The organism is Sphingomonas sp. NBWT7, assembly GCF_014217605.1.
In the GTDB taxonomy this organism is placed as follows: domain Bacteria; phylum Pseudomonadota; class Alphaproteobacteria; order Sphingomonadales; family Sphingomonadaceae; genus Sphingomonas.
The window spans coordinates 1,328,213-1,354,765 of sequence record NZ_CP043639.1; the positions used below are offsets into that span (position 1 = coordinate 1,328,213).

The 26,553-nt window shown below is 69.7% G+C and carries 33 protein-coding genes; 9 read left to right on the forward strand and 24 right to left on the reverse strand.

The window, feature by feature from the left end; genetic code table 11:
• Positions 1-195 precede the first annotated feature (195 nt).
• Positions 196-411, forward strand: a complete 216-nt coding sequence (locus F1C10_RS06650; protein WP_185209724.1) for a hypothetical protein — start codon at positions 196-198, stop codon at positions 409-411.
• A gap of 36 nt (positions 412-447) precedes the next feature.
• Here F1C10_RS06650 and dmeF read toward each other — a convergent pair whose 3' ends face one another.
• The 10 genes from dmeF to F1C10_RS06700 all read right to left on the reverse strand — a co-directional run bounded on the left by dmeF (position 448) and on the right by F1C10_RS06700 (position 8,141).
• The gene (dmeF, locus tag F1C10_RS06655; RefSeq protein ID WP_185209725.1) at positions 448-1,416 is read right to left on the reverse strand and encodes a CDF family Co(II)/Ni(II) efflux transporter DmeF; all 969 of its coding nucleotides are present in this window, start codon (positions 1,414-1,416) and stop codon (positions 448-450) included.
• A 3-nt stretch (positions 1,417-1,419) separates the two neighbouring features.
• Positions 1,420-1,866: a DUF411 domain-containing protein gene (locus F1C10_RS06660; protein WP_185209726.1), complete on the reverse strand. Its 447-nt coding sequence runs from the start codon at positions 1,864-1,866 to the stop codon at positions 1,420-1,422.
• A gap of 59 nt (positions 1,867-1,925) precedes the next feature.
• Complete coding sequence (locus tag F1C10_RS06665; RefSeq protein WP_258043114.1) at positions 1,926-2,303, reverse strand: DUF305 domain-containing protein; 378 nt, start codon at positions 2,301-2,303, stop codon at positions 1,926-1,928.
• A 48-nt stretch (positions 2,304-2,351) separates the two neighbouring features.
• A complete protein-coding gene (locus tag F1C10_RS06670; RefSeq protein WP_185209728.1) occupies positions 2,352-3,053 on the reverse strand; it encodes a PepSY domain-containing protein in 702 nt (233 codons plus the stop codon).
• Positions 3,054-3,091: 38 nt separating this feature from the next.
• Positions 3,092-3,535, reverse strand: a complete 444-nt coding sequence (locus F1C10_RS06675; protein WP_185209729.1) for a DUF305 domain-containing protein — start codon at positions 3,533-3,535, stop codon at positions 3,092-3,094.
• Between the two features lie 35 nt (positions 3,536-3,570).
• Positions 3,571-4,860, reverse strand: coding sequence for a copper resistance protein B (locus tag F1C10_RS06680; protein ID WP_185209730.1), 1,290 nt, complete (start codon positions 4,858-4,860; stop codon positions 3,571-3,573).
• Positions 4,857-6,785 (reverse strand): copper resistance system multicopper oxidase, encoded by a 1,929-nt coding sequence (locus F1C10_RS06685; RefSeq protein ID WP_185209731.1) that lies wholly within the window; start codon positions 6,783-6,785, stop codon positions 4,857-4,859. Before F1C10_RS06685 ends, F1C10_RS06680 begins: the two co-directional genes overlap by 4 nt.
• Positions 6,786-6,865: 80 nt before the next feature.
• Positions 6,866-7,432 carry an RNA polymerase sigma factor gene (locus tag F1C10_RS06690; RefSeq protein WP_185209732.1) on the reverse strand — a complete coding sequence of 189 codons (567 nt, stop codon included), beginning with the start codon at positions 7,430-7,432 and terminating at the stop codon, positions 6,866-6,868.
• Entirely contained in the window at positions 7,429-7,869 is a 441-nt protein-coding gene (locus F1C10_RS06695; RefSeq protein ID WP_185209733.1) for a periplasmic heavy metal sensor, read from the reverse strand. The genes F1C10_RS06690 and F1C10_RS06695 overlap by 4 nt, the downstream gene beginning before the upstream one ends.
• Positions 7,866-8,141 (reverse strand): hypothetical protein, encoded by a 276-nt coding sequence (locus F1C10_RS06700; protein ID WP_185209734.1) that lies wholly within the window; start codon positions 8,139-8,141, stop codon positions 7,866-7,868. Before F1C10_RS06700 ends, F1C10_RS06695 begins: the two co-directional genes overlap by 4 nt.
• A 146-nt stretch (positions 8,142-8,287) precedes the next feature.
• Here F1C10_RS06700 and copC point away from each other — a divergent pair, with 146 nt between their 5' ends.
• Together copC and copD are read left to right on the forward strand one after the other, a co-directional pair.
• Complete coding sequence (gene copC / locus F1C10_RS06705; RefSeq protein WP_185209735.1) at positions 8,288-8,662, forward strand: copper homeostasis periplasmic binding protein CopC; 375 nt, start codon at positions 8,288-8,290, stop codon at positions 8,660-8,662.
• Positions 8,663-8,664: 2 nt separating this feature from the next.
• Positions 8,665-9,588 carry a copper homeostasis membrane protein CopD gene (gene copD / locus F1C10_RS06710; protein ID WP_258043115.1) on the forward strand — a complete coding sequence of 308 codons (924 nt, stop codon included), beginning with the start codon at positions 8,665-8,667 and terminating at the stop codon, positions 9,586-9,588.
• A 33-nt stretch (positions 9,589-9,621) separates the two neighbouring features.
• Here copD and F1C10_RS06715 read toward each other — a convergent pair whose 3' ends face one another.
• Positions 9,622-10,338 carry a MauE/DoxX family redox-associated membrane protein gene (locus F1C10_RS06715; protein ID WP_185210120.1) on the reverse strand — a complete coding sequence of 239 codons (717 nt, stop codon included), beginning with the start codon at positions 10,336-10,338 and terminating at the stop codon, positions 9,622-9,624.
• Positions 10,339-10,447: 109 nt separating this feature from the next.
• Between F1C10_RS06715 and F1C10_RS06720 the strand changes: the two genes are divergently transcribed.
• Positions 10,448-10,840 (forward strand): MerR family transcriptional regulator, encoded by a 393-nt coding sequence (locus F1C10_RS06720; protein ID WP_185209736.1) that lies wholly within the window; start codon positions 10,448-10,450, stop codon positions 10,838-10,840.
• Positions 10,841-11,057: 217 nt separating this feature from the next.
• Here the strand turns inward: F1C10_RS06720 and F1C10_RS06725 are convergent, their stop codons facing one another.
• The 7 genes from F1C10_RS06725 to F1C10_RS06755 are packed head-to-tail and all read right to left on the reverse strand — an operon-like array spanning position 11,058 to position 19,060.
• A complete protein-coding gene (locus tag F1C10_RS06725; protein WP_185209737.1) occupies positions 11,058-11,975 on the reverse strand; it encodes a cation diffusion facilitator family transporter in 918 nt (305 codons plus the stop codon).
• Complete coding sequence (locus tag F1C10_RS06730; RefSeq protein ID WP_185209738.1) at positions 11,965-15,195, reverse strand: efflux RND transporter permease subunit; 3,231 nt, start codon at positions 15,193-15,195, stop codon at positions 11,965-11,967. Before F1C10_RS06730 ends, F1C10_RS06725 begins: the two co-directional genes overlap by 11 nt.
• Before the next feature lie 3 nt (positions 15,196-15,198).
• A complete protein-coding gene (locus tag F1C10_RS06735; RefSeq protein WP_185209739.1) occupies positions 15,199-16,350 on the reverse strand; it encodes an efflux RND transporter periplasmic adaptor subunit in 1,152 nt (383 codons plus the stop codon).
• Positions 16,347-17,612, reverse strand: coding sequence for a TolC family protein (locus tag F1C10_RS06740; RefSeq protein WP_185209740.1), 1,266 nt, complete (start codon positions 17,610-17,612; stop codon positions 16,347-16,349). Before F1C10_RS06740 ends, F1C10_RS06735 begins: the two co-directional genes overlap by 4 nt.
• Before the next feature lie 52 nt (positions 17,613-17,664).
• On the reverse strand, positions 17,665-17,991 hold the full coding sequence (locus F1C10_RS06745) for a hypothetical protein (protein ID WP_185209741.1): 327 nt from the start codon (positions 17,989-17,991) through the stop codon (positions 17,665-17,667).
• A 56-nt stretch (positions 17,992-18,047) separates the two neighbouring features.
• Positions 18,048-18,413, reverse strand: coding sequence for a DUF3703 domain-containing protein (locus F1C10_RS06750; RefSeq protein ID WP_185209742.1), 366 nt, complete (start codon positions 18,411-18,413; stop codon positions 18,048-18,050).
• Complete coding sequence (locus F1C10_RS06755) at positions 18,413-19,060, reverse strand: cation transporter (protein WP_185209743.1); 648 nt, start codon at positions 19,058-19,060, stop codon at positions 18,413-18,415. Before F1C10_RS06755 ends, F1C10_RS06750 begins: the two co-directional genes overlap by 1 nt.
• A 70-nt stretch (positions 19,061-19,130) precedes the next feature.
• Between F1C10_RS06755 and F1C10_RS06760 the strand changes: the two genes are divergently transcribed.
• Both F1C10_RS06760 and F1C10_RS06765 read left to right on the forward strand, forming a co-directional pair.
• The gene (locus F1C10_RS06760) at positions 19,131-19,550 is read left to right on the forward strand and encodes a helix-turn-helix domain-containing protein (RefSeq protein ID WP_185209744.1); all 420 of its coding nucleotides are present in this window, start codon (positions 19,131-19,133) and stop codon (positions 19,548-19,550) included.
• Entirely contained in the window at positions 19,547-20,362 is an 816-nt protein-coding gene (locus tag F1C10_RS06765; RefSeq protein WP_185209745.1) for a hypothetical protein, read from the forward strand. The genes F1C10_RS06760 and F1C10_RS06765 overlap by 4 nt, the downstream gene beginning before the upstream one ends.
• 140 nt (positions 20,363-20,502) lie before the next feature.
• On the opposite strand, the gene arsH is transcribed toward F1C10_RS06765, so the two are convergent.
• From arsH to F1C10_RS06795, 6 genes are read right to left on the reverse strand one after another with little or no spacing between them, the layout of a single operon-like run.
• A complete protein-coding gene (gene arsH / locus F1C10_RS06770; protein ID WP_185209746.1) occupies positions 20,503-21,249 on the reverse strand; it encodes an arsenical resistance protein ArsH in 747 nt (248 codons plus the stop codon).
• Positions 21,246-21,686, reverse strand: coding sequence for an arsenic resistance N-acetyltransferase ArsN2 (gene arsN2, locus F1C10_RS06775; RefSeq protein WP_185209747.1), 441 nt, complete (start codon positions 21,684-21,686; stop codon positions 21,246-21,248). The genes arsH and arsN2 overlap by 4 nt, the downstream gene beginning before the upstream one ends.
• Positions 21,683-22,690, reverse strand: a complete 1,008-nt coding sequence (arsB, locus tag F1C10_RS06780; protein ID WP_185209748.1) for an ACR3 family arsenite efflux transporter — start codon at positions 22,688-22,690, stop codon at positions 21,683-21,685. The genes arsN2 and arsB overlap by 4 nt, the downstream gene beginning before the upstream one ends.
• On the reverse strand, positions 22,690-23,118 hold the full coding sequence (arsC, locus tag F1C10_RS06785; protein WP_185209749.1) for an arsenate reductase (glutaredoxin): 429 nt from the start codon (positions 23,116-23,118) through the stop codon (positions 22,690-22,692). Before arsC ends, arsB begins: the two co-directional genes overlap by 1 nt.
• 14 nt (positions 23,119-23,132) lie before the next feature.
• Positions 23,133-23,462 carry a helix-turn-helix transcriptional regulator gene (locus F1C10_RS06790; RefSeq protein ID WP_185209750.1) on the reverse strand — a complete coding sequence of 110 codons (330 nt, stop codon included), beginning with the start codon at positions 23,460-23,462 and terminating at the stop codon, positions 23,133-23,135.
• Positions 23,463-23,493: 31 nt separating this feature from the next.
• Complete coding sequence (locus F1C10_RS06795) at positions 23,494-23,880, reverse strand: metalloregulator ArsR/SmtB family transcription factor (protein ID WP_308458081.1); 387 nt, start codon at positions 23,878-23,880, stop codon at positions 23,494-23,496.
• A gap of 202 nt (positions 23,881-24,082) precedes the next feature.
• Between F1C10_RS06795 and F1C10_RS06800 the strand changes: the two genes are divergently transcribed.
• The 3 genes from F1C10_RS06800 to F1C10_RS06810 all read left to right on the forward strand — a co-directional run bounded on the left by F1C10_RS06800 (position 24,083) and on the right by F1C10_RS06810 (position 26,552).
• Positions 24,083-24,844: a hypothetical protein gene (locus tag F1C10_RS06800; RefSeq protein WP_185209752.1), complete on the forward strand. Its 762-nt coding sequence runs from the start codon at positions 24,083-24,085 to the stop codon at positions 24,842-24,844.
• 80 nt (positions 24,845-24,924) lie between these two features.
• Positions 24,925-25,833, forward strand: coding sequence for a 3'-5' exonuclease (locus tag F1C10_RS06805; protein WP_185209753.1), 909 nt, complete (start codon positions 24,925-24,927; stop codon positions 25,831-25,833).
• A complete protein-coding gene (locus F1C10_RS06810) occupies positions 25,830-26,552 on the forward strand; it encodes a hypothetical protein (protein WP_185209754.1) in 723 nt (240 codons plus the stop codon). Before F1C10_RS06805 ends, F1C10_RS06810 begins: the two co-directional genes overlap by 4 nt.
• The last annotated feature ends 1 nt before the right edge of the window (position 26,553 follow it).

The following is a 26,553-nucleotide window of genomic DNA, read 5'->3' on the forward strand; positions in this document are numbered from 1 at the left end:
CAACCTGTGGCGCCGCCTGCGTAGCCGTGCCGCCAACCACCTCTTCGCCGATCGCTTCGACATCGATGTCCTCGGCGGAACCCGATGCTCGTCCACTTGTGATGTCCGGGCTGAGTCTGGCGCCCGTCCCACCCCCTCCTCGAGCGTGAGCCGCTGATCTGCGCACACGAACATCGAATTGGAGGAAGAGTTCACATGAAGACGTTGAAGATCATCGGTGCCGCGCTGGCGCTGACCATCTCGGGTGCGGCCGCTGCCGCCACCGCAGACTGCTGCAAGGACATGGCCTGCTGCAAGGAAGGCTCGGACTGCTGCAAGGAGAAGGACGGCAAGAAGTCGGACTGCTGCCATGACATGAAGAAGGGCGGCGATCATGCCGGCCACGACATGTCGGGCACGCCCAAGAAGTAGTGGGCGGCGGGGACGGCGGAAGCCGTCCCCGCGCTTTCATGCCGCGCGCAGGTGCCGGTGCTGCCCGGCGCAGCGGTGGGTCTCGACGGTGACGTGGACCAGCTCCTCGTGGATGGTCACCCGGGCCGCGTATTCAGCTGGCGACACCGGCTCGTCGGCCACGAGCGACACGATCGCGGCGAATTTGCCGGGTCCGACCTGCCAGACGTGCAGGTCCGTTATGACGGCGTCGCCGTCCTCGATCCCCTCCCGTATCTCCTGCTCGAGCCCCGGGTTGGCGCTCGCGTCGACCAGCACCCGCCCCGTGTCGCGGAGCAGCCCCCACGACCAGCGGGCGATGACGACCGCGCCGACGACGCCCATAGCCGCGTCCGCCCAGCTCCACCCCAGGTAGCGGCCGGCGATCAGCGCGACGATGGCGAGAACCGATGTCAGGGCGTCGGCCAGGACGTGGAAGTAGGCCGAGCGGAGGTTGTTGTCGCGGTGGGCGTGTCCGTGCGCGTGCTGGTCGTGACCATGATGGTCATGGGCGTGCGAGTGACCGTGGTGGTCGGCACCCAGCAGCCACGCGCTGACGAGGTTCACCGCGAGCCCAAGGACTGCGATCCACAGCGCTTCCGCATAGGCGATCGTCGGGGTCTCGAAGAGACGCGCGACCGACTCCGCACCGATCCCAAGCGCTATCAGCGCCAGGACCAGCGCGCTCGCGAAGCCGGCGAGCTCGCCGACCTTGCCGGTCCCGAAGGTGAACCGAGGATCGGACGCGTGACGGCGGGCGTAGCCGTAGGCTAGCGCCGCGACGCCCAGCGCGCCCGCGTGGGTCGCCATGTGAAAACCGTCGGCGAGGAGCGCCATCGAGCCGGTGAGCCAGCCGGCGACGATCTCGACCACCATCATCGCGGCGGTCAGCCCGACGACGTAGCGCGTCCTCCTCTCGTTGGCCGCGTGAGCGTCCCCCAGGAAGACGTGGTGGTGCGCATGCTCGCTGCGCGCATCGTGATGCATGATTCAGCCTCCGTGGCGCGCGAAGACGCGGCGCCCCGCCGGGCCGAAGGCGACCACGTCGTAGGGCTGCGCCTTCACGCCCGGCATCTCCATGCCGGGCGACCCCATCGGCATGCCCGCCACGGCGAGGCCGCTCACCCCCTTGGGTCGCGTGGCGAGCGCGCGCTTCATGTCGGCGATGGGAACATGCCCCTCGAACGTCATGCCGTCGATCACGGCGGTGTGGCAGGACGCGAGATCGGCCGGGACGCCACGCGCCTTCATGAAGGCCGGTCGCTTGGCGTCGTCGACGACCCTTGCGGCGCGACCGAACTGCGACTTCACCTGCCGCACCCACTTCTCGCAGCACGGGCAGCCCGGGTCGCGGTGCATGAGGACGGGATCGGCGGCGATGGCGGCCACGGGGATCGCGCATGCGAACGCGGCGGAGACCAGGTGCGGGAGCTTCATGTCGGACTCCAAGTTTGCGCCCCCCGGTCCCGCGGGATCGCGGGGGGCGTGATGCCTGCCTATTGCGCCCGCTTGCCGTGCGCGCGCAACCAGGCGTTCAGCTCGGCGACCTCCTTCTGCTGCATGGCGACGGTCTTGGTCGCCATCTGCCGCACCTTCTGGTCGCGTGTCTGCCGGATGACCATCTGGGACATCTCGATGCCGCCCCGGTGGTGTTCGATCATCTTCCGGACCCAGGTCTCCGTCGAGTCGGTGCCGACGGCGGCCATCATCCTCTCGTGCATCCGCATCTCGGCCGGCGGATATGGATTGGCAGGCGTCGCCTGCATTATCATTCCGCCCGGTTGGCGGTGACCCGCATGGCCGCTCTGCTGCGCGACGGCGGTGCCGCCCGCGATGGCGGCGAGGGCGATGGCGCTCAGGACTGCTTTTCTCACACGAACTCTCCAGTTGCCCCGCTCGCCCACCATACGCAGGAGCGCCGGCTACCCCTCCGCCCTGCGGCGCCTTTTTCTCGGCCAGCGCACATACAGCAGGATGGTCCCGGCGATCGCGAGCAGCAGCCCGCCGGCCGCGAAGGCCTTGAGCCAGGGCGTGTTGAAGTCCTCGTGTTCGCTCCAGTCCATGATGTGGAGCGCCCAGAAGAAGTCGTAGAACCGCCAGGTTCCGGTGCGGACCGCCGCGATGCGCCCGGCGTCGTCGACATAGACCCGCGTCTCCTCGCTGTCGGCGAAGGTGGCCTGCCACGCCGGCACCCGCCCCTTATACTCGGTGCCTCCGGTCGTGACGCGGGCGACCTGAACGCTGGGCCTGGGCCGGCCCTTGTAGGCGGCCGACGCGATACGGCCCGCGGTCGCCGCGTCGATGGCGGGCATCCGCGCCCCCGTGGCCGCATCGTGGAGCCGCAGCTCGCCCGATGCCGTCTCCAACTCGACGACCGGCCGTCCGAGCAGCAGGCGATGCCGCGCGCTCCGCAGCGGCGTGCCCGCCGCGATCCGGTCGAGCGGCGCGTAGGCCTGCGCGGGCAGGACGCCCCCAGCATCGCGCTCGACCAGGTGCTCGCCGCGCACGCGCTCGATCGGCAGCAGGCTCATGACCAGCCCGCTGGTAAACCACAACAGCAGCTGGATGCCGATCACCAGCGCCAGCCACCGGTGGAGCCGGCTCGCGCCGATGTGCAGCCGCATCCTCGTGATTCGCATCGTCCCCCTCGCTTCCGGACGCCCTATTGGCGGGCGAGCATGCCCTTCATCTGGTCGATTTCCTGCTGCTGCGACCGGATGATGTCCTGGCACAGCGACTCCAGCTCGGGGTCGCGCAGCGAAGCCTCGCGGCACATCAGGACCGCGCCCGAATGGTGCGGTATCATCGAGCGCAGGAAGGCGGTGTCGCCGATCGTGGTCTGGGTGCGGATCAGCGCGAAGCTCGCGACGAACACGACCGCCGACCCGATGAGCAGGGTGGCGTTGGCGCGCTTCGACGGGAACATGTGCGGCATGGCGACGATCATCAGCACGACCATCGGCGTGACCATCATGAGCGCCATGTAGAGCATGTTCAGGTTGTTGAAGAAGCTCGACAGGCGGTCGATCATCACGAACATCACGAAATACATGATGACGCCGCCCACGATCGTCTGGACCGCGAGGTTCACGTAAGGGTTCTTCATGTCGTCACTCCCTGTTGCCCCGCTCTCCCCTCCGCTCAGAACCAAGCGCGGATCCCCGCGACGAGGCTGAAGCCGCCGCTGCCTTCGCCCGCCGCGCGGCTGTATCGGGCGGTGTCGCCGAACCTGCGTTCCCATGACGCGCCGACGTAGGGCGCGAACTCGCGACTGATCTCGTAGCGGAGGCGCAGCCCGGCCTCGGCGTCGGTCACGCCGGATCCCAGGCCGCTGGACGGCACGTCCTGCGCCGACAGGTTGAGCTCGACGCGCGGCTGCAGCACGAGCCGCTGGGTGATGCGCTGGTCGTAATAGCCTTCCAGGCGCCCGAGCACGTCGCCCTTGTCGGACAGGAACAGCGCGCCCTCGACGTCGAACCAGTATGGCGCGAGGCCCTCGAAGCCGATCGTGGCATAGGTGCGGTCCGGACCGGGCGCGAAGTCCTGGCGGACGCCGGCCTGTAGGTTGAAGTAGGGTCCGACCGCGCGGCTGTAGAGCGCCTGCACCTCGCCTTCCGCGTCCTCGCGGAATGTGCCCTCGCCCTCGCTCTTGATGGTCAGCCGGTTGATGTCGCCGCCATACCAGAACTCGCCGTCCCACCTGTAGCCGTCGCGGCCGCCGCGGAACTGCACCTCGGCGAGGTTCAGCATCAGCTGCGAGAACGACATGCCGCCATGCTCGCTGCGCAGCGTGGCGCGCGCAGGCTGCATCGCCTCGCGACCCCAGACCCTGTCGGCGTAGTTCGGATCGGGCGCTTGGGGTGCCGGCGCGTTCCCAGCCGGAAGTGCCGTGCCGCCGGTCCCCATTCCGGGCGACGGCTTCGCACTCGGCGACGCTTGCGGAACGCAGTGGCCCATCGCCGCATGTTCGGGCGGACAGTTCGGACTGGTAGTCGCGGCCGCCGGTGCGGCAGGTTGCGCTGGGGACTTCGGGGTGCAGTGCCCCATCGCGGCGTGTTCGGGCGGGCACGACGGATCGGCCGCGCCGGCCGATGGCCGCGCGGGCGGCGGGGCCGTGGCGGGCGCGGTCGGCGCCGCCCGTGTCGTGGGCGTGCAATGGCCCATGGCGGCGTGCTCGGGCGGACAGGCGGCATCCGTCGAGCCGGCCGCCGCGGCCGTGGAGCGTCGGGCCTCGGATCGCGCCGCGGGCTTCGGGGCCTTGGGTGCGGGCGCCTTGTCGGCAGCCCTTCGCGGCGTCGCCTTGGGCTTCGCCGCAGTCGCGGGCATCGTCATGCCGGGCATGTGCTGCGAATGGTCCATCGTCTGTGCGGCGGCGGGTGCGCCCGACGCGAGCGCCATCGCGCCGGCGGCGGCGAGGATCAGATTCTTCATGCCGCGTCTCCCCCGCGCGGCCGGACCGAGACGACCTGCATCATGCCGGCATGCATGTGGTAGAGCATGTGGCAGTGGAACGCCCAGTCGCCGACCGCGTCGGTGGTGACGTCGAACGTGGCCGTCCCGCCCGGCTGGACTTGGATCGTGTGCTTGCGCGGCGCGTATTCGCCATGGCCCGTGACGAGTTCGAAGAAGTGGCCGTGCAGGTGGATCGGGTGGCCCATCATCGTGTCGTTGACCAGCGTGACCCGGACGCGCTCGTCCTTCAGGAACGGGATCGGCTTCCTCACCTCGTTCAGCTTCTCGCCGTCGAAGGCCCACATGTAGCGTTCCATGTTGCCGGTGAGGTGGATGCGCATCGCGCGGTCGGGCGCGCGCACGTCCGGATTGCGGTCGACCGCCATCAGGTCCGTGTAGACAAGCACCTTGTGGCCGACGTCCTCCAGCCCCTGGCCGGGCTCGCCCATGCGATCGACCGGCATCGGCGAGATTGTCTGGACGGTCGGCGTCTTCTTGACCTCGGGCGCTACCGAGAAGTCGCGCATCGAGTGCTTTATCGCGCCCGAGCCATGGTCCATGCCTGCATGCCGGCCGGCGGCCGCGGGCGAAGGCGTCCCGGCCGCTGACGCGGGCGTGCAGTGGCCCATCGCGGCGTGCTCGGGCAGACACGCGGCCGCGGTGGGAGCTGCGGTTGCGCCCTGGCCCATGGCGGAATGGTCCATCCCCGCCATCGCGCCGCCGGAAGCGGCCGCGCCGTGATCCATCCCGGCCATCGAGGCACCGGAACCGTGGTCCATGCCGCCCATGTCGCCCATGCCCATGTCCTTCATGTCGGCGAGCGGGCGTCGGCGCAGCGGCGGGACGGCGGCGGCCATGCCCTCGCGCGGCGCGAGCGTGGCGCGCGCCATTCCCGACCGGTCGACGCTCTCGCCGACGATCGTGTAGGCTCGGTCGTCGGTGGGCTGGACGATGACGTCATAGGTTTCGGCGACCGCGATCTGCATCTCGTCGATTGCGACCGGGCGGACCGGCAGGCCGTCGGCCTGGACGACGGTCATCTTCAGGCCGGGGATGCGGAAGTTGAAGGTCGTCATGGCCGAGGCGTTGATGATCCGCAGCCGCACGCGCTCGCCGGGCCGGAACAGGCCGGTCCAGTTGTCGCGGGGGCCGTGGCCGTTGACGAGATAGGTGTAGGTGCTGCCGGTCACGTCGGAGACGTCGGTGGGGTCCATCCGCATCGCGCCCCATTCGCGTCGCTCCTTCGCGGACTGGTCCTTGCCGGCTAGCATGCCGGCGAGCGTCTGCTTCTGGTAGTTGAAGTAGCCGCCCTGCTGCTTCAGCTTTTTGAAGATGACATGGGGGTGCATCCGGCTGTGGTCGGAGAGCACGATCACGTGCTCGCGGTCCGATCGGATCGGGTCGACGCCCATGGGATCGATCACGATTGGGCCATAGTGTCCGAGCTGCTCCTGCAGGCCCGAATGGCTGTGATACCAGTATGTCCCCGACTGCACGATCGGGAACTCGTAGGTGAAGGTCGATCGCGGCTTGATGCCGGGGAAGCTGACGCCGGGCACGCCGTCCATGTGGAACGGCAGGATCAGGCCGTGCCAGTGGATCGAGCTGTCCTCGTCGAGCGCGTTCTCGACGTGCAGGCGGACGTTCTGGCCCTCGCGCAGTCGGATGAGCGGGGCCGGGACCGTGCCGTTGATCCCGATGGCGTGGCTCTCGCGCCCGTCGATGGTCATCATTTGGTGCGCGATGCGCAGGGTGATGTCCTCGCCCGACACGGTCGGCAGCGGCCTCACGATCCCTGCGGAAACCGACTGCGCCCACGCGGGCACCCAGGCTGAAAGGGCCAGCCCGCCGCCTGCTAGCGTGGCGCCGCGCAGCAGGCGTCGACGGTCGATGGTGGCGTTCATGCGCGTTTCGTGTCCCGGTTCGGCGGAGGATGTACTTGCTTGTTACGCAGCGCCGAGCGACGCCCCTCGTCACTATCGGCTCATCGGCCGATCAGTTCGGCCAGGCGGGCGCGGGCCCGTCTGATGCGCGTCTCGACCGCCTTCTCGCTTATCGCGAGAATGGATGCCGCGTCGGCTTGGCTGAGGCCCTCGACCGCGCATAGGACAAGCGGCTCTCGCTGTGTCGCTGGCAGCTGCGCAATCGCGCGGGACAAGCGCTCTACTTCGGCTCGATCCGCCGCTTCCGCATCCGGGAGAGGACGGTCGTCTGCGTGCAGGTCGGCGATCTCGTCGAGAGAAGTGGCCAGACCGAAGAGTCGCCGCACGGTTCTGCGCCGGCCCCAGTCGCGGCACTTATTGAGCGCGATGCGCGCGAGCCACGCCGACATGGGTCGGTCGGGGTCGAAGCGGCCGAGCGCGCCATAGGCGGACACGAACGTCTCCTGCACGAGGTCGAGCGCTTCGTCCGGATCGGCGACGTTGGCGAGGATGAGGCGGTAGACGCGCTGGCGGTGCCTGCGCATGATCTCGGCGAAGGCTTCGTCGTCACCCGCGGCCGATCGGCCGGCGAGATCGCCGTCGGTCAGGGACGCGAGATCGGGTTTCACCTGGCGCCGGTGGTCAGCGACTTCGTGACCGCGCGGTCGAACGCCGCCTGCTGCTCAGGACGCAGCACCTCGCGCATCGCGAACACGTGGCTGAGCGTGGCCTTCTGCAGCTCGCCCATGGCGCGATGCGACGCGTCCACCGCTGCGGCCACCTTCGGGCCGTTCCCGTGCTCGGCCTCGATGGCCGTGGCGAGCCGCGCGTTATCCGCGCGCAGCTCGGCTTCCAGCGACTGGCGCTTGCCGGCAAACTCGCGCTCGAGCTGCTCGATCCTGGCTTCCTGTGCGGCGTCGAGCTTGAGGTCGTGGTGCAGCAGGGCGTGCAGTTCGGACGTCTGCGCATGCCGCCCAGGGATGATCACGCGGCCGACGAACACGCCGCCGATCGCGGCCAGGAAGGCGACGACCGCGACCAGCGCGGTCCAGCGTCCCCGCGTCATCGGTCGGCGAGCAGCAGCGTGGACGGGGCGAGCGGACCCGCCACGCCGAAGGGATCGATCGGCGCGGCGCTCGCGGACGATGCCGCAGGGCCTGCGGTCATCGTGCCGAGCACGATCGCGCCGATCGCGGCGAATGCGACGGCGCCCATGCCAGTGCGCGCGCTGGTCCGGTTGGCCCGCACCCGGTGGAATACCGCCGCGTCGATCGAGCCCAGTCCGGGATGCTCGTCGTCGGCGACCCGACGGAGCGCGGCATCGAGATCGAAGTCCATCTGGTTCTCCATTTTCATCTAATACGGGTTCGTTGCTAGCAGCCCTCGCTGACGCGCGCAGTCAGGAAGCGCGATGCCGCCGCGAGGGGGCGAGCCGCGGCACGCGTATTCGTCCATGATCCCCTGATTTCACGATGGAGTCGAAGATGCGTTTCCAAGCCGTAGCCGCCGCTGCCGCCCTCTTGGCGATCGCGGCACCCGCCATGGCCCACCCCAAGCTGGTGTCGGCCAACCCCGCGCCGAACGCCACGGTCGCGCCGACGGCGCGGGTCCAGGTGACGTTTTCCGAGGCGCTGCTGCCTAAGCTGTCGGGCGCGGACATCGTCATGACGGGCATGCCCGGGATGGACTCGCACCCGCCGATGAAGATGCCCGGGAAGGTCGGCGTCAGCCCCGACCGCAAGACGATGATCATCACGCTGGCCAAGCCTTTGCCCAAGGGCACCTACCGGCTCGACTGGCACGGGGTGTCGGCCGACACGCACCGGGTGAAGGGCAGCTACGCCTTCAAGGTCGCCTGACGGTGGACTGGGCGGGCGTCGCCGTCCGGTTCGCGCTCTACGTCGACCTGATGCTCGCATGCGGCCTGGCAGCCTTCACGCTGACCGCGCCGACAGGGGCCGCGCGGAAAATGCCGCTGCGCACGTTGGTCGTCGCCTGCGGCTGCCTTGGTCTCTTCCTTTCCGCCGGCGGCCTGCTCGTCATGACGGCCGCCATGGCCGGCACGACCCTGACGGAGATCGACCGCGAGACGTTGACGATGGTCGTGGACGAGACGCCCTACGGCGCCGCCTGGACGATCCGAATGGTCGCACTAGTCCTGGCGGTCGGATCGGCGACGACCATCCGCGGAGAATCGTCCCGAGCGCCCATTGCGGCATCGGCGGCCGCCTTCGCGCTTGCGGTCGCCACGCTTGCTTGGGGCGGTCACGGCGCGATGAGCGAAGGCGCGATCGGCATCCTGCACCTTGGCGTGGACATCGCGCACCTGCTGGCTGCGGCCGTCTGGATGGGGTCGCTCCTGGGCCTCCTCCTGCTCGTCGCCAGACCGGCGGCGAGGATCGACGCCGGGCATCTCGATCTGTCCTGGCGCGCGCTTCACGGCTTTTCGCGCACGGGCATGGCGGCGGTTGCGATCATCGTCCTTACTGGCGTCGTGAACGGCTGGCTGATCGTGGGTCCGAACGGCCTGCCCAGCCTGCCCTCCACGCTTTACGGGCAGCTGCTGCTGGCCAAGCTGGGCGCGTTCGCCGCCATGGTGGCGCTGGCCTCTTTGAACCGGTTCCGACTGACGCCAGCCCTTCGTTCCGCCGCGTCGTCCGGTGCAGCGACGCGGGAGCTGGGCGCGTTGCGGGCGAGCCTGGCGTTCGAGGCCACGCTGGGGATCGCGATCCTGGCGCTCGTCGCATGGCTCGGCACGCTGGAGCCGGGCGCAGCGACAGGCTGACGCCTAGGGCGGCGCGGCGACCGCCCGCAGACGTCACATCCCACCCGTGCCGATCAGCATCCAGACGGCCATCGCGATCATGCCGAGGTTCTCAGTGAGCGAGACGAAGCCGAGCGGCACGTTGGACGAGCCGCCGACGCATGCGCACTTAAGATCGCGCCGGTCGATGTAGACCGCCTTGAAGACCGAGACGGCACCGACCGTGCCGATGAACAGCGCGATCGGGATGGAGAGCCAGTCCAGTGCCCCGGCCACCATGAGGACGCCGGCCAGGCCCTCGGCGAACGGATAGACGTAGCCGTAGGGGACCCAGCGCTTGGCGAGCAGGTCGTAGTTGAGGAACATCGTCGAGAACTTCTCGACGTCCTGCAGCTTGAGCAGAGCCAGGATGGCCATGCTGAAGCCGCCGAACCACTGCAGCGCGTGGAGCGTGAACGGGCTGCCGAAGGCGGCATGGCTCGCCGCCAGTGCGAGCAGCGCGGTCATGGCGAAGAGTGCGATGACCGGACGGTAGCTGGTGGCGCCGGGTTCGGCGACGTGCATCCCGAAGTGACGCCGCAGGTCGTCGTAGCCGCCGATGCGCTCGCCGCCAATGAACACCTGCGGCGTCGTCTTCACGCCATGCTCAGTCTTGAAGGCGTCGGTCTCGGCGCGGGTGATGAGGTGATGGTCCTCGACCTCGAAGCCCTTGCGCCGGAGCAGGTCCAGCGCCTTGAGCCCGTAGGGACAGGTGTGTTCAGGCATCACCATGCGGTGAAGGACGGCGGTGGGACGGGTCGACACGGGTGCGCTCCTGGTTTGCGGTTCAACGGCACCCGGCCCATATGGGGTCCGTAGTATGGTCCGGAGTCAAGAGCCGATGTCGAGGATGACGATCGCGAGGCTGGCGGAGGCCGGCGGAGTGGGCGTGGAGACCGTGCGATACTACCAGCGGCGCGGTCTTCTGAGCGAGCCCGAGCGGCCGGGCGGCGGCGGGTTCCGCAGCTATGGCGAGCCCGACGTCCGTCGACTGCGCTTTATCCGCTCGGCGCAGGCTGCGGGTTTCACGCTGGAGGAGATCGGCGAACTGCTCAACCTGGACGCGATCGACGACAGGGCGCGGGCTCGTGAGCTGGCACGCTCGCGGGTGGCTGCGCTCGATGCCCGGATCGCGGAACTCCAGGGCGCCCGTGCGGCGCTGGCGCGGCTGGCCGACGCCTGCGCCGGCGGCTCCGCCGGAGCCTGCCCGATCATCACCGCCTTCGAGCCCTGATCACCCACGCCGCGGAAAAGACCGCCACGGCCGCTGCGACGGCGTGAGGGTGAGCCCCAGCACCTGCGCCCGTCCACGAAGCCCGTCGATCGTCCTTCCCATCTCCCGGGCGATCTGCGCCGTCTGCTGACGGGCGTTGAGACGAGCGCGGAGTTCGGCGTCGTCTTCGTCCGTCCACCGGCGCGGTGCCCGCCGCGCCGCCGGCGCCTCCTCGTCGTCAGCTGTGGAGATGTTCGCTCTCCTCGCACGCCTCGCCCGGTCCCTCGGTTTGGATCGTCGCGTGCTCGATGCCGAACCGCTCGTCGACGAGCTCTGCCACCGCCTTGCGGACGGTGTCGGCATCGGCGCCGGGTGCCAGCGTGACGTGCATGGTGCAGCTGACGTCGTCGTTGGACATCGACCAGACGTGCAGGTCGTGGAGCCCCGCGACGCCGGGGACGGCCGATACCGCCGCGCGCACCTCCACCAGCCGCAGGCCCGAAGGCACGCCCTCGAGCAGCACGTTCGTCGTGTCGCGCAGCAGCACCCAGGTCCGCGGCAGCACCCACAGGCCGATCGCCACGGCGACGATCGGGTCGATCCACGTCCAGCCGGTGAACTTGATGGCGAGCGCGCCGATGATGACGCCGACCGACCCGATCATGTCCGCCCACACCTCGAGATAGGCGCCCTTGACGTTGAAGCTGCCGTCCTTGCCCGCGGTGAGCAGCCGCATCGAGATCAGGTTCACGACGAGACCGATCGCCGCGACGATCAGCATGCCCCACGACTGCACCGGCTCGGGATCGGTGAACCGTTGGACCGCCTCGACGAACACGTAGATCGCGATGCCGAACAGCAGGATCGCGTTGAATGCGGCGGCCAGGATCTCGAAGCGTCGGTATCCGAAGGTGCGCCGGTCGTCCGGCGGGCGCTGCCCGATCCGGATGGCCATCAGCGCGATCACCAGCGCGGCTACGTCGGTGAGCATGTGTGCCGCGTCGGACAGCAGCGCGAGGCTGTTGAAGACGAAGCCACCGACGACCTCGGCCACCAGGTAGGTTGACGTGAGCGCGAGCGCCCAGCCGAGCATCTTCGCGTTCGCACCGGCGGTGTGGTCGTGGGAATGGCCCCCGGGGCCGTGGTCATGCGCCATGCGTCTGGGCTCCATCGATGCCGGTGGTTTCGGAAGTCGGTGCGGTCTCGATCCGCCGCTGGCCGAAGCGGGCGTATAGTGTCGGCAGCACGAACAGCGTCAGCAGCGTGGCCGAGATCAGCCCGCCGATGACGACCGTCGCCAGCGGCTTCTGGACCTCCGCGCCGGCACCGTGCCCGAGCGCCATCGGCACGAAGCCGAGCGACGCGACGAGCGCCGTCATCGCCACCGGCCGCAGGCGTGCCAGCGCGCCCTCGCGGGCGGCTGCCGCCCGGTCGAGGCCCCGCGCCAGCAGGTCCTGGATCGCGGACAGCATCACCAGTCCGTTGAGCACCGCGACGCCGGACAGCGCGATGAAGCCGACAGCCGCCGAGATCGAGAACGGCATACCCCGGAGCAGTAGTGCGAGGATGCCCCCGACCAGGGCCAGCGGCACGCCGGTGAACACGATCAGCGCGTCGCGGACCGAGCCGAGCGCCCCGTAGAGCAGCAGCATGATGACCGCGAAGCAGATCGGCACCACGACCATCAGCCGGTCACGCGCCGACGCCAGGTTCTCGAACTGGCCGCCCCATTCGAGGTATGTGCCCGGCGGCAGCTTCACCCGGGCGGCGATCGCCGCCTGCGCGTCCGCCACGACGCCTGCGACGTCCCGGCCGCGCACGTTCGCCTGCACGACGACGCGGCGCTTCCCGTTCTCGCGGCTGATCTGGTTTGGGCCGTCGACGATCTCGATGTTGGCCACGGTGGAGAGCGGCACGAACCCGCCCTCGGCCGTGGGCACGGGCACCTGCGCGATCGCGGTGAGATCGGAGCGTGCCGACTCCGGCAGGCGGATCACGACCGGGAACCGCCGGTCCCCCTCGAAGATCATGCCGGCCTCGCGACCGCCGATCGCGGCGGCGACCGTGTCCTGCACGTCGCCTGCGGTCACCCCGACCCGCGACATCGCGGTGCGGTTCGGCCGGATGTCGAGCATCGGCAGGCCCTCGGTCTGCTCGACGCGCACGTCCGTCGCGCCCTGCGTCCGGCGCAGCACGCCCGCAATCGCCTCGGCGGTCGCGTTCATCTGCGCGAAGTCGTCGCCGAACACCTTAACCGCGACATCGCCGCGCACGCCTGCGATGAGCTCGTTGAAGCGCATTTGGATGGGCTGGGTGATCTCGTAGTTGTTGCCCGGCAGGGTCGAGAGGCGCTTCTCGAGCCGCTCGACGAACTCGGCCTTGCCGAGGTTCGGGTCTGGCCACTGCTCCCTCGGCTTCAGGATCACGAAGGTGTCGGTGATGTTCGCCGGCATCGGATCGGACGCGATCTCCGACGTGCCGGTCCGCGAGAACGCGAACTGGACCTCCGGCTCTTTGGCGATCGCCTTCTCGACCTGCGCCTGCATCGCCTGGCTCTGGTCGACCGACGTTCCGGGTATGCGGATCGCCTGGACCAGCACGTTGCCCTCGTCGAGCTGCGGCAGGAACTCCTGACCGAGCGTCGTGAAGGCGACGGCCGACAGCGCGAGCGCGCCGAGGGCGATGCCGAGCGTGGCGTTCGGGCGGCGCAGCGCGGTGTCGAGGCCCGGCTCGTAGCGCCGGCGGAGCGCCGAGATGATCCGGCCCTCCTTTTCCTCCACCCGCTTGCTCAGCCAGATCGCGATCGCGGCCGGCACGAAGGTCAGCGACAGGACGAACGCGAAGACCAGCGCGATGATCACCGTCAGCGCCATCGGCTCGAACATCTTGCCCTCGACGCCCGTGAAGGTGAGCAGCGGCGCGTAGACGAGGATGATGATCGCCTGCCCGTAGACGGACGGGCGGATCATCTCGCGGGCGGACGCTGCGACGATGGCGAGCCGCTCCTTGAGCGGCAGCGCATCGCGGCGCCCGTGCTGCGCCTCGGCCAGTCGCCGCAGCGAGTTCTCGACGATGATCACGGCGCCGTCGACGATCAGGCCGAAGTCGAGCGCCCCCAGGCTCATCAGGTTGGCGGACACGCCGGCCTGCAGCATGCCGATGCTGGTCAGCAGCATGGTGATGGGGATAACCATCGCCGCGATCAGCGCCGCGCGGAAGTTGCCCAGCAGCGCGAACAGCACGACGATGACGAGCAGCGCGCCCTCGGCGAGGTTGCGCGCCACGGTGGCGATGGTCGAGTTGACCAGGTCGGTGCGGTTGAGCACCGGCTTGACCACCACGTCGACGGGCAGCGACGGCCCGATCTCCTCCAGGCGCTCCGACACGCCGGTGGAGACTGTGCGGCTGTTCTCGCCGATCCGCATGACCGCGGTGCCGACGACCACCTCGCGCCCGTTCTCGGACGCGGAGCCCATCCGCAGGCCCTGACCGGTCCTGACCTCCGCCACCTGGCTCAGCACGATCGCCACGCCCTCGCGGGTGGCGATCACCGTCCGGGCGAGCTCGTCGGCCGTGCGCACGCGGCCGTCGGCGCGGACCGACAGTCCCTCGCCGTTGCGGTTTACGACTCCCGCGCCGGCGCTGGTGTTGTTGCGCTCGAGCGCCGTGGCGAGGTCCTGCAGCGTGATCTTCATCGCGGCCATGCGCTGGACGTCGGGGACGACGAGGTATTCCTTGGTGTAGCCGCCCAGCGAGTCGATGCCGGCGAGGCCGGCGGTGCCCTTCAGCTGCGGCGCAACGATCCAGTCCTGCACGGTGCGCAGGTAGGTCGCCTTGTCCGCCTCGCTGACCAGGTGGTCGCCCTCGGGGCTGATGTAGCTGCCGTCCGGCTGGAGCCCGGGCTCGCCGCTCTTGTGGTTGACCTTGTCGAGCTCGCGGTATTCGACGGTCCACATGAAGATGTCGCCGAGGCCGGTGGCGATCGGGCCCATCTCGGGGTTCACGCCCTCGGGCAGGTCGTCCTCGGCCGTGCGAAGGCGCTCGGACACCTGCTGGCGCGCGAAGTAGATGTCGGTGCCCTCGTCGAAAACGGCGGTGACCTGGGCGAAGCCGTTGCGGCTGAGCGAGCGGGTGTATTCGAGGCCGGGGATACCGGCGAGCGCGGTCTCGACCGTGAACGCGACCTGCTTCTCGACCTGGTCGGGCGAAAGCGCGGGTGCGACGACGTTGATCTGAACCTGGTTGTTGGTGATATCGGGAACGGCGTCGATCGGCAGCCGCTGGAGCGCGATCATGCCGGCGATGGCGGCGATGGCGGTGAGCAGCAGGACGAACCAGCGCCGCTCCACCGAGAAGGTGACGATGCGGGCGATCATGGGTCAGTCCTCGTGCTCGGCTTCGCCCTTTCCGAGCTCGGCCTTGAGGGTGAAGGAGTTGGTGGACGCGATGCGTTCGCCACCGTTGAGACCGACCGTGACGACGACTTGGCCGCCGTTGCGCCGGCCGAGCGTCACCGGCACGGCCTTGAAGCCGGTGGCGGTGCGCACGAAGACGTGCGGCTTGTCCTCGATCATCTGGACGGCCGCCGACGGCACCGCGACGGTCCGGTCGCCGCCTGCCGGCACGATGATCGACGCGTTGATGGTCTCGCCCACGCGCCAGGTGTTGCCGCCGTTGTCGAGGGTCGCGATGACCGGCACCAGCCGGGTGGTTTCATCAAGGACCGGCGACACGAACGTGACCCGTGCCGCCTGCCGGCGCCCGGGGCCCGTGACTTCGACCTGGGCGCCGGGCTGCACGCGTCCGGCGTCGGCCGGGAGCAGCGACATGGCCACAGAGACCTTCGATAGGTTGGCGATGCGGAACAGCTCCGCGTCGGCGGCGACCGTCTGGCCGAGCGTCGCCGACCGGGCGATGACCTGCCCCGAGATGGGCGAGCGCACGGTGACGCGGTTGAGGGCCCCGCCGCCGCCGCCGGTCGCGGCGAGCTGCTGCTGGGCGAGGCGAAGCGCGATGTTGGCCTCGGTCGCGGCGGTGCGGGCGGCGATCAGGTCCTGCTCGGGCGAGACGCGCTCGGCGAACAGGCGCTGCTCGCGGCGGAGGTTCGACTGTGCCAGCGCCGCGCGGGCGCGCGCCGCCTCGATCTCGCCCTTCAGCGATGCGGCCTCGCGGCTCTCGATCACGGCGAGCACGTCGCCGCGCCCGACGGATTGGCCGAGGTTCCTGGTCAGCGAGACGAGCCGCCCGCCGATCGCGGCGGAGGCGACCTGCACGCCCTGCGGATCGCCTTCGATGGTGGCGCTCACCTCGATGGCGCCGGCGACGCCCCCCACCGTCGGCCGGACGACCTCTATGCCCGCTTCGGTGATCTGCTGCTGGGTGAGCGTGACCACGCCTTCCTCGGTGTGGCCTTCCTCGGCCGCGTGCTCGTTGGCGGTGTTCTCGGCCGGCGCATCTGTGCCGCCGCCACAGCCGGCGAGCGCCAGCGCTAGGGTCGCAGGGACAAGCGCCCGCAGGATCGTCTTCTTCATGGCTGGACTTCCGTGTCTAGGGGCGCGCGGGCGGTGAGCCGCTCCAGGCGCGCCTGTGCGTCGTGGTATGCGGCGAGCGCGTCGATCGCGACGGCGCGGGTCTGGGCGAGCGTGCGCTCGGCCTCGAGCAGGTCGAGCTGCCCGAACTTGCCCTCGCGGTAGCCGATCCGGGCGATGCGCGCGGCCTCCTGCGCCGCGGCGAGGGCAGGCCCCGTCGCCGTGCGCGCGTTCGCCTCCGCGTTGGCGAGGTCTGTCTCGGCGTCGGCGATCGCCTGCTGCACGTCCAGCAGGGCGACGCGTCGCAGCGCCTCGGCCTGGTCCTTCTGGGCCCGGGCGACATCGATGCCCGCGCGGCCGTTGTTGAACAGCGGGATCGGCAGGCTGACGCCGAACACCGCCGCGATGTCGTTGGTCGCCTCCAGCCGGCGTGCGCCCGCGCTGAGCGTCAGGTCGGGGATCCGCTGACTGCGCGCGAGCCGCACCTGAGCGTTGGCGGTCGCGACCTCGGCCTCGGCCATGGCGAGCGCGAGCGTTCCCTCCGGGCTGGCGGCGAGCCTCGGGCCGACGTCGGCCATGACCCGGTCGAACCAGCCGAGGTCGAGGGCGCTGGGATCGCGCCCGACGAGACGGGCGAGGTTGCCCCGCGCAAGCGTCACGGCCCGCTCGGCCTGCGCCAGCGCCGTGTCCGCGTTGATGCGGGCGACCTCGGCGCGCTGCTCCTCAAGCGGCGACGCGCGGCCGGCGCGCACCCGCACGTTGGCGGCCCGCAGGCCCTCGTCGGCGATGCGGCGCTGGTCGCCCGCGACCAGCACGCGGCGTTCCGCAGCGGCCGCCGCGTTGTAGGCCTGGATCACGCGGAGCCGCAGGTCTGCGCGTGCCACCGTCACGGCCAGCCGCGCGCGTGCGGTCTGCGTGTCGGCCACGGCGATCCGCGCGGAACGCTTGCCGCCCAGCTCCAGCGGCAGGGACATGCCGACGGTCGTCTCGGCGCCACGGATGCCGCTGTAGGCGCCCGTGCCGACGATGTTCTCGACCTCGACGTTGACCGACGGGTTGGGCCTCAGCCCGGCGGAGCGGCGCTGCGCCTCGGCGGCCCTGACCCCGGCGTCGGCCGCGCCGATGCCGGGCGCGTTCGCGCCGGCTAGTTCGAGCGCCTGTTCGAGCGTGAGCCCGTCCTGCGCGGTGGCCGGCGGACTGGTCTGCGCCTGCGCGGACGATGCGCAGACGGATGCGGCCAGCGTGGCCGCGATGATGCGATGCATGGATTGCTCCTGACATGGGGACGGACCGCCGTTGCCGGCGGCGCGGCGCACGTCAGGCGATCGGCGGTCTCAGTGCGGAATCGACCTGGACCATGGTGAGTTCGGCGCTCTCGCCGGTCATGTGTTCGCGGGTGCTCGTCGGCGGGGCGGCGTGCGCGACCCGTTCGAGGGGCGCCGCGACGTGGTGGCCGTGGCAGCCACCGTGGTGGTGGGGATACCCCTTCTCGGAATCGGCAGGGACCTGGTCGGCGTCGCCGTCGACGTGACCGGCGACTCCTGAGGCCTCGACGCCGGGGATGCACATCTGTTCGTTCGCGTGCGCGGTCACGCTTAGCCCCATGGAGGCAAGGAGCGCGAGGCCCATCAGGAAGCGCAGCATGCGTGACACGATGGACCGCATAGCACCGTCGGACGGACGTGTCAGCGGCGGAGCGATCACGGCTTTGGCTCCGCATCGATCGCGGCACGCAGGTCTGCGGGGATCGGCATGGGCTGGAAGGCGCTGACGTTGGAACGCCCCGTGTTGCCGACGGGTATCCGCCCGGTCAGCGAGCCGATCGGCGCGAGTGCAAGCCGCAGTGTCTGCCCGGCGATTTCGCGCAGGTCGCCCAATCGGATTGCATATCCGAGCATGGCCCAGTGCACGCGCAGATGCAGGGGAAGATTAGGCTGTGACAGTATGTGGGCGCGCTCGAGCGCCCACCACGCGGCGCCGGTGTCCCCGATGGCAGCTGAAGCGTCGTGTCGCTCCAGTTCCTGCCCGATGAGTTCGCGAAGTGTCGCCCAGGTGCGGTCCGGCATCACGCTGCTCCCCTCTGTAGGACATGATCCCGGCGGCCGCCGCTCAGCTCGGAGCGCGCCTGCCGGATGATCTGGATGCCGCCGGTGATGCCCAGCGCGGCCATGATCCCGGCGACGATGAGGTCGGGCCAGGCGGTGCCGGTTCCGAACACGCCGGCTGCGGCGAGCACGACCGCGACGTTGCCGATTGCGTCGTTGCGTGAGCAGATCCAGACCGAGCGCATGTTCGCGTCGCCCGTGCGGTAGCGGTAGAGCATCAGCGCGACGGCGGCGTTGGCGACGAGCGCCGCGACCCCCACGACGCCCATGACCTCGGCCTCGGGAGTGCCGCCGTGCCAGACCGCCCACGCTGTCGTGGCAAGCACGTACATGCCGAGCAGCGCCAGCGTGCCGCCCTTCAGCAGGGCCGCCCGGGCCCGCCAGGCCAGCGCCATGCCCGCGACGCCGAGGCTGATCGCGTAATTCGCGGCGTCCCCTAGGAAGTCGAGCGCGTCCGCTTGCAGCGCCTTCGAGCCGCCCGCGACGCCCGCCGCCATCTCGGCGACGAACATGGTCGCGTTCACGGCGAGGGCGATCCACAGCGCGCGGCGCCAGGAAGGGCTGTTGTTGGGGTCGGGATTCCCCGACGCGCAGCTGCTGCAGGCCATTTCCACCTCGTGCGACTCGACGTGGATGGGTATATGGACCCTGTAGCAACTAGAGACTCAAGGGGTTTTAGTGGCCGACCTGACGATCGGACGACTGGCGGCCGCGACCGGCGTGAAGGTGGAGACGATCCGCTATTACGAGCGGGCGGGCCTGATCGCGCCGCCAGCCAGGACGGGCGGCAACTACCGGTCCTATTCGACAGGCGATCTCGACAGGCTGCGCTTCATCCGGAAGACACGCGACCTGGGCTTCACGCTCGAGGAGATCAGGGCGATGCTGGACCTCGCCCGTCAGCGCGATCGGTCGTGTGACACGATCGACGCGATCGCGTCGAAGCACCTGGCCGACGTGGACCGCAAGATCGCCGATCTGCGCGGTCTGCGCCGCGAGCTCTCAGCCATCATCTCGAACTGCGCGGGCGGCACGGTCGGCGACTGCCGCATCCTGGAGGCGTTCGGCGACGACGCGAAAAGCGGGGATACCAAATGAGTTCGGGGCTGGAACTGAAGGATGCGTCAGCCCCGCCTTCGCTCGACGGGCTCGAGCGCGAGGAGCGCGTCGAGGCCATGGTGGAGTGGTTCCTCGACAACTTCGAGGATCCGGCCGAGCATACCCCGCACGAAAGCGCAGAGGGTGGGTATCAATACATCTGGGGCGGACCATACGACGCGCTGGACCAGATCAGCTCGACCTTCCCGGAGGCCGAGCAGGACGAGATCGAGGAGGCGGTCGACGAGGTCCAATCGGACGGCATCTATGACTGGGCCCCGTCGGACGGCCGCATCCAGCCCGACGATTACGACGAACCGGATGAGGGGCTGGAGTTGGGCGGAGGTCCGGCATCCGCCTCGCTGAGCGATCAGCTGGAGGCGCTCGGCGGACAGCTCGACCGCATCGAGGGCCATGTCGCGGCGCTGCTCAAGCTGCGCGACGATGATGAGACCGGCGCGGCCGGGATCGGCCACAATCGGCCGCCCGAGGATTTGGACGGCGTGATCGACCTGGCAGCGGTCCAGGAAAGCATCGAGGAGGTCCGGACGGAGCTGGCGAAGCCCGACCGCGAGAACGACGCCGATGCCGAGAAGCTGGCGCTGGCCGAGACGCGCTTCCGCCGATTCCTGTCGTGGGTGAGGCAGCAGGTCGCGGAAGCGCCCGGCAATCTCGTCAAGGGGGCCGTGGCAGCTGCGGGCGGGCTGATGTTCAATTACGCCGTGCAGCATCAGCAGGATCTGATCAGGGCACTCGAACCCGCCGTCGCGACGGTTGGCTCATGGATGATGGCGGTGCAGGCCTGGTTCTGACCTGACGGCGGGTCGACCGGCGGCCGGCACGCCGCCGGTCGCCCGGCCAGGCGACGTCAGGACCTTCCACAAGCCCGTCAGTCAGGTGGATGCTCCCGGTCCGCCCGAATATATTCCAGCTATATTCGGGATCTTTTTGGTCAGCTGCTCGAGATCGCGATGGCGGAATGGTCGGGCACCTCCGTCGTGACGCGTCCAGCCGCCTTCCTCTCCGAATAACGGTCGACCAGCTGTTCCGAGTGCGGTCGCATCAGCACCGTGAAGCGCACCAGCTCCTCCATCACGTCGACGATGCGGTCGTAATAGCTGGAGGGACGCATCCGGCCGGTCTCGTCGAACTCCTTGTAGGCCATCGCGACCGACGACTGGTTGGGAATGGTGAACATCCGCATCCAGCGGCCGAGCAGACGCAACGTGTTGACCGCGTTGAACGACTGCGACCCGCCGGAGACCTGCATGACCGCGAGCGTGCGTCCCTGCGTCGGCCGCATCCCCTTCATCTCGAGCGGCAGGTGGTCGATCTGCGCCTTCATGATGCCGGTGATCTGGCCATGCCGCTCCGGGCTGCACCAGACCATCCCTTCCGACCACAGCGCGTGCTCGCGAAGTTCGTGGACGGCGGGATGGTCGTCGCCCGCGATCTGATCCGGCAGCGGCAGGTCGGACGGGTCGAAGATACGCGTCTCGGCACCGAACAGCTCGAGGAGGCGCGCCGCCTCCTCGGTGGCCAAGCGGGAGAAGGACCGCTGGCGCAGCGATCCGTATAGCAGCAGGATGCGCGGCGGCGGTTGGTCGTCGCCGAGGCCGACTGCGGGCCGCGGCAGGACAAACGATGGGTCCAGCGCCGGCAGCACGTCGACGTCGTGGACCTGGCGCAGGCGGCTCATGCGATTTCCTTGACGAGGTAGGCGGCGCTGCCGGGGCACAGGGATGAGAACTGGGCGGTGGCGGCGATCGGGGCGGGCGCGTCGGCGCGGCTGGCCGGCCGGTATCCCCGCGCGCGGAAGAAGTCCGCGACGGTGTTAGTCAACAGATGCAGCCGCTCGACCCCATCACGGCGGGCGAGCGCCTCGACACGCGCCACGAGCAGGCCGCCATGGCCCTGCCGCTTGCGGCTGGGCAGCACCACGAGCGAGCGTAGCAGCCGGTCGGCACCGTCGCCTTCCAGCCCGACGAAGCCGATCGGCCCCTGTTCGTCGGACAGCCCGAAGAACGCGCGGCCGGGCCGATCGAGGTCGTCGGTGGGCAGTCCGGCGGCGTCGAGCGCCAGGCGGAGCACGTCGTGGGCTCCGCTCGCCAGCGGAGCGAAGGTCGTGCGGCTCATGCGGGCACACCCTCATACCAGCGCCGCGTGCGCTTCACGATCGCGACCACGCTCAGCATCACGGGCACCTCGACCAGCGCGGCGCCGCTCTTCAGGCCGAACAGCGAGATCGCCGCCGCCACCGCGAGCTCGAAGAAGTTGGACGCTCCGATCAGCGCGGCCGGCGCCGCGACGCACCACGCCACGCCGAGCCGGCGGGACAGCCAGTATGCGATGCCGGCGTTGAGGTAGACCTGGATGAGGATCGGAACCGCGATCAGCGCGATGACGAGGGGCTGGGCCACGATCTGCTCGCCCTGGAAGCCGAAGAGCAGGACCAGGGTGGCGAGCAGCGCGACGAGCGAGGCCGGGCCGAGCGTGCCGAGCAGCCGGTCCAGTGCGGCCTGACCTCCGCCTCCGAGTAGCGCCCGGCGGATGACCTGCGCGACGATCACCGGCACGACGATGTAGAGCACGACGGAGAGCAGAAGCGTGTCCCAGGGGACGGTCACCGAGGCGACGCCGAGCAGCAGCGCGACAAGCGGCGCGAACAGGAACACCATCAGCAGGTCGTTCAGCGCCACTTGGCTGAGCGTGTAGGTCGGTTCGCCCCCGCACAGGTTCGACCAGACGAACACCATGGCCGTGCACGGCGCCGCGGCCAGGAGGATCAGGCCGGCGATGTAGGCCTGGATCTCCCCCGCCGGCAGCAGCGGCGCGAACAGCCAGCCGAGGAACACGGTGCCGAGCGCCGCCATCGAGAACGGCTTGACCGCCCAGTTCACGAACAGCGTAACGCCGACGCCCTTCCAATGCTGACGGACCGAGCCGAGCGCGCCGAAGTCGATCTTGAGCAGCATGGGGACGATCATCAGCCAGATCAGTGCGGCGACCACGAGGTTCACGCGCGCGACCTCGGCCGAGGCGATCGCGGCGAAGACGCCGGGCGCCGCCTGGCCGAGCGCTATTCCCGCGACGATGCACAGCGCGACCCAGACCGACAGATATCGTTCGAAGGTGCCCATCAGCCCAGCCGGCGGCCGTCGGCGTCGACGACCCGCTCGCCGTCCTCCTTGGCGAACGCGCCGCGCTGCGGCTCCGGCAGGATGTCGAGGACGGCTTCGGACGGACGGCAGAGGCGCACTCCAAGCGGCGTCACGACCAGCGGCCTGTTGATCAGGACCGGGTGGGCCATCATCGCGTCGACGAGCGCGTCGTCGCTCAGCGCATCGTCGTCGAGGCCGAGCTCGGCGTAGGGCGTGCCCTTCTCGCGCAGCAGCTGACGCGGGGTGAGACGCGCGCGCTCGATGAGCTGGACGAGCATCGCGCGCGAGGGCGGCGTCTTCAGGTACTCGATCACATGCGGCTCGATGCCGGCGTTCCGGATCATGGCCAGCGCATTGCGGGACGTGCCGCATTCGGGGTTGTGGTAGATAATTGCGTCGGTGGTCATGGGTCAGCTCCGGGTCAGCAGCAGGCGAGTTCGGCGAGCAGCGGCTCGCACAGTTCCGGCCGACTCTGGCAGCAGTCCTTGGCCAGGAAGAGCATGAGCGCGCGGAGCGCGGCGATGTCGGCTCGCTGCACGAAGTTGCGGCCGCGGCGTTCGGTCGACACGAGCCCCGCCTTCGCCAGCACGGCCAGATGCGTGGAGAAGGTGCTCTGCGACAGGGCCGCACGCTCGACCAGTTGGCCTGTCGTCAGGCCTTCCGGCTCATGCGCTACGAGCGCGCGGAAGGTGTCCAGGCGTGTCGGGTGTGCGAGGGCCGCAAGTGCGGCGAGGGCTTCGCTGTCGATCATTCATCGGCGATAACCGATGTATTATGCCCAATCAAGAAGGATCGGCTTTTCCCGATACGACCTTTGTCGATCCCGCCGTTCGCCGCTCCCGTCCGCGCTGGCACTCGTTAAGATCGTCCTGCAGGTGGCCGCACACCTCGGCGCAGCCGTCGCAGCAGTCCTTGATCAGGAAGACCGTCAGCTGACGGATGGCGTCGGGCACGGCGCGGTAGAAGATGTTGCGGCCGGCCCGGCGCGAGGTAGCGAGCCCTGCCTGACTGAGGATCGTCAAGTGGCTGCTCATCGTGTTCGCAGGCGTGCCGGTCTTCTCGGCGAGTTCGCCGGCGGTCATTCCCTCGTCGCCCGCGCGCGCGAGGAGTGAGAAGACGGCCAGCCGGGTCGGCTGGGCCAGCGCGCTCATGATCGTGATCGCCTTCATCTTTTCCATTCCTCCAGAATAACCGAAGCGACAGCCTCCGCAAGCCGCCTGTCCGGTGACCGATCCAGAACGGGACACATCAATCACATTTCGACATATCTAGAAGGGTTGAACTATCAGAACCCTGTAGCTACTTCAGGGTTGCATGACGCCTCACCGCCGGGCGGGTGCACGTGAAGGGATCGGCGGATGGAGACGACGCATGGACATGATGACGATGTTCGATGTGCCCGCCGCGGCGGCTATGCCGCTGGTGCGATACGAAGACCCGTTGGACGACGACGCCCCGACCGACGCCGCCGTCACGACCACGCGTCGCGGGCTGGTCCGTCTGGCGCTCGTCGCCGCCGAGACCGGCGCGCGGTTCCAGCGCGAGGCTGCTGAGCACGACCCGATGAGCTGGCTGCTCGCGCCGCGCGCCTTGTTCGGGGGAGCCAGCGCGATCGACGCGTGCCTCGCCCGGCAGGAGTGCATGCGCGGCATCCTGCTTCACGGTCTGTCGCTCGGGCTGGACGCCGACGCTGCCGACATCGACGCGCTGGTTGCGGATAGCGACGGCGGCGACGTCGGCGACGGGACGGTTACCGCCGCGCCCCAGTCAAAGCGGCCGCGCCGGGCCGACGGTCCGCACCACGACAACGTGCTCCCGTTCCGTCAGGCCGGCGGGACGCAGCCGCGGCTCTTCACGGCCACCATCGTGCATGACGACGGCTTCGAGACCGTGCACGCCTTCCACGCGTCGTTCGCGACGGACGAGGCGGAGATCGCGGGGCGCCTCTTCATGCGGATGGGACCGGCGGCGGCGGACGCCGCCATCGTCACCGGGTTCGACCACACGTCGCCGATCGTCGAGGCTCTCGTGTCGCAGGCGATCTGCGACACGCTGATGATGATCGACGCCGAGCCGACGTCGCCGCTGGCGGCGGGCCTCGACCTCAACATCGAGCAGCGCTTCCTCGCCTGATCCATTTCTGGGCGGTCGGACCCGCCGCTTGTCCGGTCCGACCTGCCCGAGGTGACGGGCTACCAAAACCGGAGACGACCATGCGGGACGGGATTCCTGCGCCGGACGCGCTGTGCGCGGTCAACGGCGAAGACGACGTGCGCCTGCTGCGCCGCCTCGACGTGCGCGAGGGCGAGACCGGCGTCGGCGGGCGTATCAATACAATCATCGGCGTGGTGGTCGACGTCGAGACCAGCGGCCTCGGTGACGACGACAAGGTCATCGAGCTCGCGCTGCGCCGATTTCGTGCGGATCAGGACGGCGTGATCGTCAAGATCGACCGGGGCTATTCCTGGCTCGAGGATCCGGGCCGCGATTTGCCCGAGGACATCGTCAGGTTGACCGGCCTGACTGACGCCGAAGTGGCGGGCCAGGTGATCGACGAGGACGCGGCTGTGCGGCTGCTGAAGTCCGCCGACTTCGTCTGTGCGCACAACGCGGTTTTCGACCGTGCGCATGTCGAGCGCCGCCTGCCGGGTGCAGCTGGCCTCGCCTGGTGCTGCAGTTGCAAGGACATCGACTGGCGGGCCGGCGGCTACGACGGACGGTCCCTCGGCTGGCTGCTCGCGCAGGCTGGCTACTTCCACGGTGCCCATCGCGCCGGCGACGACGTCGACGCGGTGATCCAGATCCTGCGGCAGCACCTGCCGAACGGCGGCACCGCGCTCGCCGAGATGCTGGCGACCGCCCGTGCGCCCAGCTGGCGCTTCCGCGCGGTCGGTGCGGCCTTCGAGCTCAAGGACGAGTTGCGCGCGAGGGGCTACCGTTGGGACGCCGCCGGCGATCCCAAGTGCTGGTGGCGGGAGGTGCCCGACGCGCGCCGCGGCGAGGAGGAATGGTGGCTGGCCGGCCACATTTACTCGATCGGCGCGAACCCCAGGGCGCTCGGGCCGATCGTCGAGCGCGTGACGTGGCACGAACGCTACGCCCCCGCGGAGCGGCCGTCGTGAGCCGCGGCCGCGGCGCGTCCGTCCGCACCTATCGGCTCACGGATCCCGCGACGGCGTCCGACCGGCAGCGGTTCAGGGAGGCCAGGGGGGCCGCGCGCGTCGCGGTCAGGGAAGCGGATCGCGAGGACCCGGGCGCGCGGCGCGCGGCCTTCCGGCAGGAGGTCGGGACGAACGTGCGCTCCGCGTCGCCCTTCCTGCTATCGCTCGTGGTTTCGGCGGGGGAGGAGATCGATCGGCTGCTCCACCGGCTCGACCCGGGGCTGCACTGGCCGCGCTACCCGGCACTGTCGTCCAACCCGGCGTCGCGCTTCCAGCGGCTGCGCGAACCGCCCCGTCGGTTCGTGATCGCCACGCCCAATGGCGACAGGGAGGCCGTGCGCCGCCGCGGCTTCGGCCACACGGTGCCGTTCATCTTCTCGCGGAGCGACTGGGCCTGTCTCGAGGTCGTCGAGCATTCGCTTGAGGTCGAGGCGCGGATCGGTCCGGCGAGGCTGGAGACGCTCTTCGGCGTGCTGCGGGTCGAGCTCGACGCGCCGCTGCCGGACACGATCGCCCTAGCGATCCTCGGACGGCGGATCGGCGAGGTGATCGACCACCGATCGCTCCGCGGGCACCCGTGGCCGATCGTCGCTGTCGAGGAACCGCCGTCGCCGTCCTCCGGCCAGACGCTGGTCGTCGAGACCGGTTCGGTGGCCTTCCGCATGCCGTGGGTGGGCTGAT